At 72.5% G+C, this 11,847-nt stretch carries 10 protein-coding genes; 2 read left to right on the top strand and 8 right to left on the bottom strand.

Going from position 1 to position 11,847, the window contains the following annotated elements; translation table 11 throughout:
* Positions 1 to 13 precede the first annotated feature (13 nt).
* The 6 genes from DVA86_RS18425 to DVA86_RS18400 form a co-directional block, all read right to left on the bottom strand.
* Positions 14 to 259 (bottom strand): hypothetical protein, encoded by a 246-nt coding sequence (locus DVA86_RS18425; protein ID WP_208879742.1) that lies wholly within the window; start codon positions 257 to 259, stop codon positions 14 to 16.
* A complete protein-coding gene (gatA, locus tag DVA86_RS18420; RefSeq protein ID WP_425470861.1) occupies positions 256 to 1,749 on the bottom strand; it encodes an Asp-tRNA(Asn)/Glu-tRNA(Gln) amidotransferase subunit GatA in 1,494 nt (497 codons plus the stop codon). The genes DVA86_RS18425 and gatA overlap by 4 nt, the downstream gene beginning before the upstream one ends.
* A 5-nt stretch (positions 1,750 to 1,754) precedes the next feature.
* Positions 1,755 to 2,051, bottom strand: coding sequence for an Asp-tRNA(Asn)/Glu-tRNA(Gln) amidotransferase subunit GatC (gene gatC / locus DVA86_RS18415; RefSeq protein WP_208879738.1), 297 nt, complete (start codon positions 2,049 to 2,051; stop codon positions 1,755 to 1,757).
* 449 nt (positions 2,052 to 2,500) lie between these two features.
* Complete coding sequence (locus DVA86_RS18410) at positions 2,501 to 4,603, bottom strand: putative bifunctional diguanylate cyclase/phosphodiesterase (RefSeq protein ID WP_208884865.1); 2,103 nt, start codon at positions 4,601 to 4,603, stop codon at positions 2,501 to 2,503.
* Positions 4,604 to 4,929: 326 nt separating this feature from the next.
* Positions 4,930 to 7,113, bottom strand: a complete 2,184-nt coding sequence (ligA, locus tag DVA86_RS18405; RefSeq protein ID WP_208879736.1) for an NAD-dependent DNA ligase LigA — start codon at positions 7,111 to 7,113, stop codon at positions 4,930 to 4,932.
* 15 nt (positions 7,114 to 7,128) lie between these two features.
* On the bottom strand, positions 7,129 to 8,091 hold the full coding sequence (locus DVA86_RS18400) for a methionine synthase (RefSeq protein WP_208884863.1): 963 nt from the start codon (positions 8,089 to 8,091) through the stop codon (positions 7,129 to 7,131).
* 149 nt (positions 8,092 to 8,240) lie between these two features.
* On the opposite strand from DVA86_RS18400, the gene DVA86_RS18395 reads away from it, so the two are divergent.
* On the top strand, positions 8,241 to 8,477 hold the full coding sequence (locus tag DVA86_RS18395; RefSeq protein ID WP_208879734.1) for a hypothetical protein: 237 nt from the start codon (positions 8,241 to 8,243) through the stop codon (positions 8,475 to 8,477).
* Between the two features lie 35 nt (positions 8,478 to 8,512).
* Here the strand turns inward: DVA86_RS18395 and DVA86_RS18390 are convergent, their stop codons facing one another.
* Together DVA86_RS18390 and DVA86_RS18385 are read right to left on the bottom strand one after the other, a co-directional pair.
* Positions 8,513 to 9,256 (bottom strand): SDR family oxidoreductase, encoded by a 744-nt coding sequence (locus DVA86_RS18390; protein WP_208879732.1) that lies wholly within the window; start codon positions 9,254 to 9,256, stop codon positions 8,513 to 8,515.
* 36 nt (positions 9,257 to 9,292) lie between these two features.
* A complete protein-coding gene (locus DVA86_RS18385) occupies positions 9,293 to 9,817 on the bottom strand; it encodes an LOG family protein (RefSeq protein ID WP_208884861.1) in 525 nt (174 codons plus the stop codon).
* A gap of 67 nt (positions 9,818 to 9,884) precedes the next feature.
* On the opposite strand from DVA86_RS18385, the gene DVA86_RS18380 reads away from it, so the two are divergent.
* Positions 9,885 to 11,789 (top strand): NAD-binding protein, encoded by a 1,905-nt coding sequence (locus DVA86_RS18380; protein ID WP_208884855.1) that lies wholly within the window; start codon positions 9,885 to 9,887, stop codon positions 11,787 to 11,789.
* Positions 11,790 to 11,847: the final 58 nt, after the last annotated feature.

Genomic DNA, 11,847 nt, shown 5'->3' with positions numbered 1-11,847 from the left:
AATCTCTTGCCTCTCAGTCGTCCGCGAGGACATCGTCCACGTCCAGCCGCCGGAGCTCCCGTACGAGCAGCGCGACACCGGTGGCGATACCGGCGGCGGAGACGGCCACGTCCAGCAGCTGCAGCCGGTCGCCGTCCCGCCGGGCCTGCTTGCCCCGCTTCACCGTGCTGACCACGCCGAAGAGGGAGGTGGCGATGGACACGTACATGCCGGTCTTTGACTTCTTGAACCCCTTGGCCTTCTGCAGCTTGCCACTCACAGCGACGGTGCCTCCTCGATCAGCGGGTGACCCCAACGTGCCTGGAAGGCGGTCTCGACCGCCGCACCGACACGGTAGAGCCGGTCATCGGCCATGGCGGGGGCGATGATCTGCAGCCCCACAGGAAGTCCGTCCTCCGGCGCCAGCCCGCAGGGCAGCGACATGGCGGCGTTGCCCGCCAGGTTGGACGGGATGGTGCACAGGTCGGCGAGGTACATCGCCATCGGGTCGTCGGCGCGCTCGCCGATCGGGAAGGCGGTGGTGGGCGTGGTCGGCGAGACCAGCACGTCCACGCTCTCGAACGCCTTCGCGAAGTCGCGGGTGATCAGCGTCCGTACCTTCTGCGCCGATCCGTAGTACGCGTCGTAGTAGCCGGAGCTCAGCGCGTACGTGCCGAGCATGACGCGGCGCTTCACCTCGTCGCCGAAGCCCGCCTCGCGGGTCAGCGCGGTGACGTCCTCGGCGGAACGGGTGCCGTCGTCGCCGACCCGCATCCCGTACCGCATCGCGTCGAAGCGGGCCAGGTTGGACGAGCACTCGCTCGGGGCGATCAGGTAGTACGCGGCGAGCGCCTTCGTGAAGGTCGGGCAGGAGACCTCCACGACCTCCGCGCCCAGCTCGCGCAGCAGCTCGACGGACTCGTCGAAGCGCTGCATCACGCCCGCCTGGTAGCCCTCGCCGCGGAACTCCTTGACGACACCGACCCGCAGGCCCTTGATGTCGCCGTTTCGCGCGGCGGCGACCACGTCCGGCACCGGCTGGTCGATGGACGTCGAGTCCATCTCGTCGTGCCCGGCGATCACCGAGTGCAGCAGCGCGGCGTCCAGCACCGTACGGGCGCACGGCCCGGCCTGGTCGAGCGACGAGGAGAAGGCGACCATCCCGTACCGGGACACCCCGCCGTACGTCGGCTTGACGCCCACCGTGCCGGTCACGGCCGCGGGCTGGCGGATCGAGCCGCCGGTGTCCGTACCGATGGCCAGCGGCGTCTGGAACGACGCGAGCGAAGCGGACGAGCCGCCGCCGGAACCGCCCGGGATACGGGTGAGGTCCCACGGGTTGCCCGTCGGCCCGTACGCGCTGTTCTCGGTGGAGGAGCCCATCGCGAACTCGTCCATGTTCGTCTTGCCCAGGATGACCACGTCGGCCTCCTTGAGCCGGCGCGTCACGGTGGCGTCGTACGGCGGGATCCAGCCCTCGAGGATCTTCGAACCGGCCGTGGTCGGCACGCCCTCGGTGGTGAAGATGTCCTTCAGCGCGAGCGGCACTCCCGCCAGCGGGCCCAGCTTCTCGCCGCGCTCCCGCTTCGCGTCCACCGCGCGCGCAGTGGCGAGGGCGCCCTCGCGGTCGACGTGCAGGAAGGCGTGCACCTTCTCGTCGACGGCCTGGTTGCGGGCCAGATGCGCCTCGGTGACCTCGACGGCGGTGACCTCGCCGGAGGCGATCTTCGCCGCGGTCTCCGCGGCCGTGAGTCTCGTCAGATCGCTCATATCGGTCACTCCTCCCCCAGGATCTGCGGCACCTTGAAACGCTGCTGCTCCTGGGCCGGGGCGCCGGACAGCGCCTGCTCGGGGGTCAGGCTCGGACGGACGTCGTCCGGGCGCATCACGTTGGTCAGCGGCAGCGGGTGGGAGGTGGGCGGTACGTCCTCGTCGGCGACATCGGAGACTTCGGCGACGGCGCCGATGATGTCGTCGAGCTGTCCGGCGAAGTGATCGAGCTCTTCGTCCTTCAGCTCAAGACGTGCCAGCCGTGCGAGGTGGGCGACCTCCTCGCGCGTGATGCCAGGCATGCGGTCCTCGTGGGTGAGTGCGGGCGTTCTTCTCGGTTCGCCCGGCCGGGCGAACCGGGCGGCCCGGCGGCCGGGTTCCCGGCCAATCCTATGGGGCGGCGGCGCGTGGCCGCGAAGCGGTTTGCTTTTCGCCCGCGCCTGACCCTGCGCGTACGGTCCCGTGCGGTCCGGTCTCGGCCCGCGCGATCCAGCCCGTCCGGGGCCTGACCGACCGGCCTCAGCCCGCACAAACCAGCCTGTCCGGCGATTGAGGACGAACCGGGGCGGCCACCGTCAGCCAGTGGGCCAGCATGCCCGCGGCAGAGCGCGCCTCCGCCGTGGCCGAGGGCCGTCCTCAAACGCCGGACGGGCTGAAGATGTGGCTGAGGCCGTCCTCAAGCGACGGACCCGGTTTGGCGTGCGGCTCAGGCCTGGGTGCACGCCGCGCAGATGAGTGGTCGGCGAAAAGGCTACGTGACCGGCTGGTCCGCGCCCTCCTCCGCGGGGGCCGGGACCGCCCGGCCCGGCGGCTCCAGCGCGGCGGGGGCCTCCTCCCCCGCGGCCCCCGCCGTCCCCGCGGACCGTACCGGCGCGCGGCCCGCGGCGCGGGAGCGGAGCCAGGCCGTGGCCTCGTGCGGCGGCATGGCCGCCGCCACGAGCCAGCCCTGGACCGCGTCGCAGCCCAGGTCGCGGAGGCGTTCCCAGGTCTCGTCGTCCTCGACGCCCTCGGCCACCACCAGCAGGCCGAGGGAGTGCGCGAGGTCGACGGTGCAGCGGACGATCTCCGCGTCCTCGGCGTCCACCGCGAGCCGGGCCACGAACGAGCGGTCGATCTTCAGCTCGCTGACGGGCAGCCGCCGCAGGTGCACCAGCGAGGAGTAGCCGGTGCCGAAGTCGTCGAGCGACATCTTCACGCCGTGCCCGGTCAGTCCGGCAAGCGTGTCCGCGGCGCGCTGCGGGTCCTCGAGGAGGACGTGTTCGGTGATCTCCAGCTGGAGCGCTCCGGGCGGTACGCCGTGCCGGGCCAGCCGTGCGGCGACGGCGCCCGCGAAACCGGGGCTGTGGACGTCGCGGGGCGACACGTTCACCGCCACGGGAACGGTCAGGCCGTTCCGCCGCCAGTGTGCGACCTGTTCGAGCGCGGTCTCCAGGACGTACTCGGTGAGCTGCGGCATCAGTCCCGAGGTCTCGGCTATGGCGATGAACTCGTCCGGCGGCACCTTGCCGCGTTCCGGATGTGTCCAGCGCACCAGCGCCTCCAGCCCGGCGACGCGGCCGTCGAAGCCGACCTTGGGCTGGTAGTGCAGCTCCACTTCGCACGCGTCGAGCGCCCGCCGCAGGTCGGCGAGGAGACCCAGCCGGTCGGGCGTGTTGCCGTCGCGGGCCGCTTCGTAGACCTCGACGCCCGTACGGTCGCGCTTGGCCTCGTACATCGCGACGTCGGCGCGCCGCAGCAGGCCCTCCGCCTCCAGGGCGTGTTCGGGGAAGACGGCGACGCCCGCGCTCGCCTCCAGCACCAGCGTGAGCCCGTCGAGGTCCAGCGGGGAGCCGAGGGCGGCGACGAGCGTACGGGCGACGCGCTGCGCGCTGGTCGTCGAGTCGGTGGCCGGGAGCAGCACGGCGAACTCGTCGCCGCCCAGCCGCGCGGCCTCGGCGCCCCGCGGGAGCGCCGTACGCAACCGGTCCGCTATCTGCAACAGCAGCCTGTCGCCCGCGAGATGGCCGAGAGTGTCATTGACCGAACGGAACCGGTCGAGGTCGATCAGTACGAGGGCGGACCGCATACCGGCCCGGTCCGCGTCGTCCAGGGCCGACCAGGCCCGCTCCATGAGCCACAGCCGGTTGGGCAGCCCGGTGAGCGGGTCGCGCAGCTGCTCCTCGGCCCGCGCCCGGGCGATCCACAGCGTGGAGTCGAGGGCGATCAGCGGCACCGCGAACAGCGGGAGCAGCAGCGGCTTGTGCACGGCGACGACGGCGATCAGCGGGGAGATGCCGAGCAGCGCCACCGCGACCAGCGCCTGCCGTACGAGCGCGGTGCGGGCGACCGTCGACAGGGTGGCGGCGGGGCCGGCGAACGCGTACCAGATCAGCGTCCGCGTCAGCACGAGATACGTGAGGGCCGCCACGCCGATCTCCGGCAGCGAGGCGAGGGTCCAGGAGCCGGGCTCCCACGGGTTCTCGACGGAGGGCCGGGTGCCGAACGCCAGCAGCGTGAGCGCCGAACCTCCGATGCCCACGATGTCGACCGCGCCGTGCACGAGCGCCTGCCGCCACCGGCGCCGCCGCGCACCGCCGACGAGCACCACCACGGCGAGCGAGACGAGCGCGGCGGCCATCCAGCCGTACAGCAGCAGGATGGCCAGGGTTAACGCCGCGCCGGACCCGGTGCCGCCCCACCACCGGTCTCTGCCCAGTGCCACCAGATGTCCGACGATCACCCCGGTCAACACGGCGAACGACCAGCCCACCGTGCCGTCCGGGAAGAGCGCACGATTCTGATCGAGCGCCCTCAACGCCCCGGCCGCAAGCGCGATCGCGGCGAACGCAACGATCACCGCCCGCGTCCCGGGCATCCTGGCCGACACGAGCCGATGCAGCCATGGCGTCGCGTCGGCACCGCGGGTTTCCTGCATGCCCGTCCCTCTCACCACGTCCGCACCTGACGCCGCCACGACAGGCTCACACGTCAACAGTAGGCGGGGGCCGCTGCCAGGGGCAGCGATCGGCCGTGGTTGCCTCAATGCAAACCGGCCCCGTGTGGCCATCTGCTATGCGCCGTACGGGTGCTGGGCGGTGCCCACCGGGACCGTTCACGGAGGTGGACGGCGTACGGGCCCACCAGGCGTTCCCTGTACGGGCGTTCGGGCGGAGGCGCGTCCGAACGGGTGGCGGAGGGGCGCTATTCGGGTGGCTGAAGTGCGGCGTCCCGGGCCGCGTCCGGGCCCTGTGCCAGCAGCACTTCGAAGCCCTCATCGTCCAGAATCGGCACTTTCGCCTGCACTGCCTTGTCGTATTTCGAGCCAGGGTTCTCGCCGACAACGACGAATCCGGTCTTCTTCGAAACGGATCCGCTGACCTTCGCGCCCAGCCGCTGCAGCGCCTCCTTCGCACCGTCCCGCGTGTGCGACTGCAGCGTCCCGGTCACCACGACGGTGATGCCCTCCAGCGGTCTCGGGCCTTCCTCGCCTTCCGCCGGCTCCTCCTCCATCCGGACGCCGGCCGCCCGCCAGCGCTCGACGATCTCCCGGTGCCAGTCCTCGGCGAACCACGCCTTGAGCGACGCCGCGATGGTCGGCCCGACGCCCTCGGCCGCGGCCAGCTCGGCCTCGTCCGCCTCCATGATGCGGTCGAGCGAGCGGAACTCGCGGACGAGCGCCTCCGCCGCCACCGGTCCGACGTGGCGGATCGACAGCCCGGTGATGATGCGCGCCAGCGGCCGCTGCTTGGCGGCCTGGATGCCGTCCAGGAGGGCCAGCGTGTTCTTCTTGGGCTCGCCCTCCTTGTTGGCGAAGAAGGTGACGACCTTCTCCTCACCGGTCTCCGGGTCGCGCTTGGGCAGGCCGCTGTCCTGGTCCAGGACGTGCGACCGGATCGGCAGCAGCTGCTCCAGCTCCATGTCGAACAGCTGGCTCTCGTCCTTCAGCGGCGGCTCGGCGGGCTCGAGCGGCTGGGTCAGGGCGGCCGCCGCGACATAGCCGAAGTGCTCGATGTCCAGGCACTTGCGCCCGGCCAGATAGAAGATCCGCTCGCGCAACTGCGCCGGGCAGAACCGGGCGTTGGGGCAGCGGAGGTCGATGTCGCCCTCCTTCATCGGGCGCAGCTCCGTGCCGCAGTCCGGGCACTCGGCGGGCATCACGAACTCCCGCTCACCGCCGTCCCGCAGGTCCGCGACCGGGCCGAGGATCTCCGGGATGACGTCCCCGGCCTTTCTGAGCACGACAGTGTCCCCGATCAGCACGCCCTTGGAGCGCACCACCTCCTGGTTGTGCAGGGTCGCGAACTCGACCTCCGAGCCGGCCACCGTGACCGGCTCCACCACCGCGTACGGCGTGACGCGGCCGGTGCGGCCGACGCCGACGCGGATGTCCACCAGCTTGGTGTTGACCTCCTCCGGCGCGTACTTCCAGGCGATGGCCCAGCGGGGCGCGCGGGAGGTGGAGCCGAGCCGGCCCTGCAGCCGGATCTCGTCGAGCTTGACGACGACGCCGTCGATCTCGTGCTCGACGGAGTGTCTGTTGTCGCCGTAGTGCGCGATGAACTTGCGCACGCCCGCGAGCCCGTCCACCACTTTCGTATGCGTGGACGTCGGCAGGCCCCACTCGCGCAGCAGGTCGTACGCCTCCGAGAGGCAGTCGATGTCGAAGCCCTCGCGGGCGCCGATGCCGTGCACCACCATGTGCAGCGGCCGGGAGGCCGACACCTTGGGGTCCTTCTGGCGGAGTGAACCGGCAGCGGCGTTGCGGGGGTTGGCGAACGGCTTGTCGCCGGCCTCCACCAGCCGCGCGTTCAGCTCCTGGAAGCGCTCCATCGGGAAGAAGACCTCGCCGCGGACCTCGACCAGCTCCGGCACTCGGTCCCCGTGCAGCCGCTCGGGGATGTCCCCGATGGTGCGGATGTTCGGCGTGATGTCCTCGCCCGTACGCCCGTCGCCGCGGGTGGCCGCGCGGGTGAGCCGCCCGTGCTCGTACGTGAGGTTGACCGCGAGGCCGTCCACCTTCAGCTCGCACAGCAGGTGGTACTCCACGCCCTCCAGCTCGCGGGCGATGCGCTCGCCCCAGGCCTCCAGCTCCTCGTCGTCGAAGGCGTTGTCCAGGGAGAGCATCCGCTCCCGGTGGGCGACCTCGGTGAACTCCGTTTCGTACTGCCCCGAGACCTTCTGCGTCGGCGAGTCCGGGGTGCGCAGCGAGGGGTGCTCCTCCTCGAGCCGCTCCAGCTCGCGCAGCAACCGGTCGAACTCGGCGTCGCTGACGACGGGTGCGTCCTTGACGTAGTACCGGAAGCGGTGCGCCTCGATCTCCTCCGCGAGCTGGGCGTGCTTCTCACGCTGCTCGGCGGGCACCGCCGCGTCCTGTTCGCCAGCCACCGTCTCGTCCTCCCGTCACGCAGGGTTGTCAGCGAGGGATCTCGCGGCCCGGACGCAGTGGGCGAGCGCCGCGCGTGCGTACCCGGGCGAGGCGCCCGCCAGTCCGCACGCGGGGGTGACCACGACCGACTCCGCAAGGAGTGCCGGGGACAGCCCGAGCCTGCGCCACAGCGACCTGACACCCATGACGCTACCCGCAGGGTCTGACAACGCGCCCGGGTCCCGGCCGTCACCGGGCAGGACACCGGCGAACAGCGCGACGCCGCCCTCCACCGCCTCCCCGATCAGTTCGTCCTCACGCTCGGTGAGCAGGCCCGCGTCGAACGAGATCCCCGTGACCCCGGCCCGGCGCAGCAGCGCGAACGGCACTCCGGGGGCGCACGAGTGCACGACCAGGGGCCCGTCGTGTACGGCCGCCAGCTCGCGCAGCGCGCCCTCCGCCACGGTCCGGTCCACGGCCCCGTACGTGCGGTACCCGCTGGCCGTACGGACCTCGCCGCGCAGCACGGCGGTCAGCGCCGGCTCGTCGAGCTGCAGCACGGGCTCGGCGCCCGGCACCCGCCGCCGTACGTCCTCCAGGTGCGTACGCAGCCCCTCCGCCAGCGACGCTGTCAGGTCCCGGCAGGCGCCGGGGTCGCCCAGCATGGCCTCGCCGCCGCGCCGTTGGAGGCCGGCGGCCAGTGTCCAGGGGCCGACGGCGGAGACCTTGAGCGGGCCGCGGAAGCCCTGCGTGAACTCCTCCAGCGCGTCCAGGTCCTCCCGCAGCCAGGCCCGTGCCCGCCGCGTGTCGCGGCCCGGCCGGTCGGCGAGCCGCCAGCCGCTGGGCTCCAGTTGGGCGTACAGCTCGGCCAGCATCCCGGCCGTACGCCCCGTCATGTCCGCGCCGGGCCCGCGTGCGGGCAGCTCCGGCAGGTACGGGAGCGCCTCCAGCGACTCGGTGATGGTCCTCGCGGACTCGCGTACGTCCTCGCCGGGCATCGACCCGATTCCGGTCGCCGCCGCGGCACCCCAGCTGAACTCGTGCTTCTCCGTCACGCGGGCAAGCGTACGGCCGTACGGGAACCGGGCGCGCGGCCGCGGCGTCTCCTGCCGCACCACACACGTGCTCCATCGGATCGGGGGAACCGGTGCCACAGAGGGACATCTCGCCCAGACAGCGGGCCTGGGTCGTCGGCTGCTCGGTGATCAGCGCGGCCTGCACGATCGTCGTCGGGGTCCTCGAGTCGAATGACGTCGACGAGAGGAACGAGCGCGAGAAACGCAGCGAGTACGAGCAGTGTCTGAGCGAGGAGCGGGAGCGGATCGCGGAAGAGGGCAGCCTGCTGGAGCCCGAGGACTTCTGCGACATCTACGGCAGTCCGTGACGGGCCCGCGGGCAGGCCGTCCCGTACGCCCGCCCTCAGCCGCCCGGCCGCACGCTCAGGTCGGTGATCTCCGTGCCGCGCGGCAGGTCCAGCGCCGTGAGCAGCGTGGTCGCCACGGACTCGGGCGCGATGAAGCGGGCCGCGTCGTACTCCTTGCCCTCCTGCCGGTGCACCTTCGCCTGCATCGGGGTGGCGGTACGGCCGGGGTAGACGGAGGTGACGCGGATCCCGTTGCCGCTCTCCTCCCAGCGCAGCGCGTCGGCCAGCGCCTTCAGCCCGTGTTTGCTGGCGGCGTACGCGCCCCACTGGGCGTTGGCGCGCAGCCCGGCCCCGGAGTTGACGAAGAGGACGTGCCCGCGCGCCGAGCGGAGCTGCGGCAGCAGGAGGCGGGTGAGTTCGGCGGGGGCGACGAGATTGGCCGCCAGGGTGGCGTGCCAGACCTTCGGGGTGAGCTCGCCGATCTCGCCGAGGTCGACGACGCCCGCGATGTGCTGCAGGGAGTCCAGCCGGTCGGGCAGCGTCTGGTGGCCGAGCGCCCACGAGAGGCGGTCGGGCTCGGCGAGGTCCCCGACGACCGTACGGGCGCCGGGGAAGCGCTCGCGCAGCTCCTTCGCGCGTCCCGCGTCGCGGGCGAGGAGCCAGAGCTCGTCGCCGCGTTCGAGGAGGCGGGTGGCGACGGCGGCGCCGATGCCGGAGCCGCCGCCGGTCAGGAGATGCACGGCCGGTGCCGCCGGTGCGTCGGAGGCTTCAGGTGTCTCAGGTGTCTCTGGTGCCGTCATACGGGCATCTTCCCCCGGACGTCCGCCCGACCGTCCTCAGCCCCCGAGCCGGGCCAGCGCCTGGCCGGGGTCGTCGGCGAAGTGGACCAGCTCGGTCAGCGGGACCGGCAGGAACCGCTCCGCCTCCATGCGCTGCATCTGCTTCTTCAGCCCGTCGTAGAAGCCGGCGGTGTTCAGGACGACGACCGGCTTGCCGTGCATGCCGTGCTTCTTCAGCTCCAGGATGTCGGTGGCCTCGTCCAGCGTGCCGGTGCCGCCGACCATCACGACGACCGCGTCCGCGCGTTCCAGCAGGATGGCCTTGCGTTCGGCGAGGGTGGCCGCGACGATCATCTCGTCGGCGCCCTCCCGTGCCTTGCTCCGCAGGAACTCGACCGAGACGCCGACCAGCCGTCCGCCGGCGCCCTGCACGCCGTCCGCCACGACCTTCATCAGGCCGACGTCGGATCCGCCCCAGACCAGGGTGTGTCCGCGCTTCCCGATAAGCTCGGCGAACTCGCGGGCAGCGGCCGTGTACACCTCGTCGAGGTCGGCGGCCGAGCAGAAGACGCAGATGTTCAAGGGGGTGGCACTGTCCGTGGAGTCCATGGACGGCAGCGTAGGCGGGAATCACGCCGAACGTCCCCACATGGTGGTCTGCGGGGACAACGCGCTGGCCCAGCGGCTCACCAAGGAGCTCGCGACCGTCTACGGCCAGCACGTCTGCGTCGTGCTCCCCTCCCTGCGCGGTGGTGACCACGGGCCGCGGATCGCCGCGCTGGTGGGCGCGGAGGAGCTGTCCGTACGGGCGGTGGAGGCGCAGATCCCGGACGACGCGGCGCTCCGCGCGGCCGGCGTGCGGGAGGCGGCGGCGCTCGCCCTGACCTCGGGCGACGACCAGCTGAACATCCACATCGCGCTGCGCGCCCGGCGGCTGAACCCGCAACTGCGGCTGGTGATCCGGATGTTCAACCGGACGCTCGGCAGCTATCTGGAGAACCTCCTCGACCGGGCCGTCGAGGTCGCGCACCCGGACCTGGACGCGGCCGCCATCGACGCGTCCACCACCGTCCTGTCCGACGCGGACACCGCCGCGCCCTCGCTGGTGGCCGCGGCGGTGGTGGGCAGCGACAAGATCGTGTCGGCCGACGGCCTACTGCTGCGCGCCAAGGAGCGCACCATCGGCACCCGCGACCGGCACCGGCAGCCGCTGTGCACGCTCGCCGTGCTGCCGGACACCACCGACTCGGGTGCGGGCGAGGGCGACACGGACGAGGATCCGGACGGCGGCAACGCGCCCGTGCTGCTCCCGGACGACGCCGCGCTGCACGGCCTGCCACCGGACCGGGGCGCCGTCGTACTGGAGGCGATCACCCGCCGCCCCAGCGCGGGCGGCACGGCCGGGCGGCTGCCCAGACTGCTGCCGTTCCAGCCACTGAAGGAGCTGTTCTCGCGGCGGCTGCGCTACTCGCTGGCGGCCATGGGCGCGGTGCTGACGACGCTGGCCGCCGTCAACTGGTGGATGAGCGGCGGGAGTCCGGTGAACGCGGCGTACGTCGTGCTGCTGGACTTCTTCGCCATCAACGACCCGAAGGTGAACGAGCCTGCCGACGAGCAGCTCCTGCAACTCCTCGCCGGCATGGCCGGGTTGATGATGCTGCCGCTGCTGCTGGCGGTGGTCCTGGAGAGCTACGGCGCGTTCCGCAAGGCCGCCGCGTTACCGGATCCGCCGCGCGGCCTGTCCGGCCACGTGGTGCTGCTGGGTCTGGGCAAGGTCGGCACCCGGGTCCTGGACCGGCTGCTGGAGCTGGGCATTCCGGTGGTCTGCATCGAGCGGGACCACGAGGCGCGCGGCATCGCGTACGCACGCTCGCGGCGGGTGCCGACGCTGATCGCGGATGTCACGGAGAGCGGCGTCCTGGAGGACGCGAAGATCAAGCGGAGCCGCGCGCTGCTCGCGCTCACCAGCGACGACGGCATCAATCTGGAGGCGGTGCTCTACGCCCGCCAGGTGAAGCCCGAACTGCGCGTGGCGATGCGCCTGTTCGACGACGAGTTCGCGACGACCGTCTACCGCACGCTGCGCGACACGTATCCGCTGGCGCAGACCCGCAGCCGTTCCGTGTCCGCGCTGGCCGCCCCGGCGTTCGCCGGGGCGATGATGGGGCGTCAGGTACTCGGCGCGATCCCGGTGGGCCGGCGCGTGCTGGTCTTCGCGGCCGTGGACGTACGGGACAACCCGCTGCTGGAGGGCCGTACGGTCGACGAGGCGTTCCACGCGGGCACCTGGCGGGTGCTGGCCCTGGACGTGTCGGAGCCGGGCGGACGGCGGTCCGAGCTGTCCTGGATGACCTCGGCCGAGATGAGCGGTCTGGAGTGGGAGCTGCACCCGGGTTACGTGCTGCGGCCCGACGACCGGGTGGTGGTCGCCGCGACGCGGCGCGGCCTGGGCGCCCTGCTGGCCGCGGGCCCCGACGCGGGGCCGCCGCCGATCGCCGGCACCGGCCCGCACCGGATCCCGGCCCCGCCGCCACCCCCGGACAGCGGAGGGTGACGGCGGCCGGGCCCGTGCGGTGCGGTCCGCGCGTGGCGGGCCGCGGGCGTGCGGGCCC

Source organism: Streptomyces armeniacus (genome assembly GCF_003355155.1).
Lineage (GTDB): Bacteria > Actinomycetota > Actinomycetes > Streptomycetales > Streptomycetaceae > Streptomyces > Streptomyces armeniacus.
The sequence above is the reverse complement of the archived record's forward strand: the minus strand, read 5'-3'. Positions and strand labels throughout refer to the sequence as shown.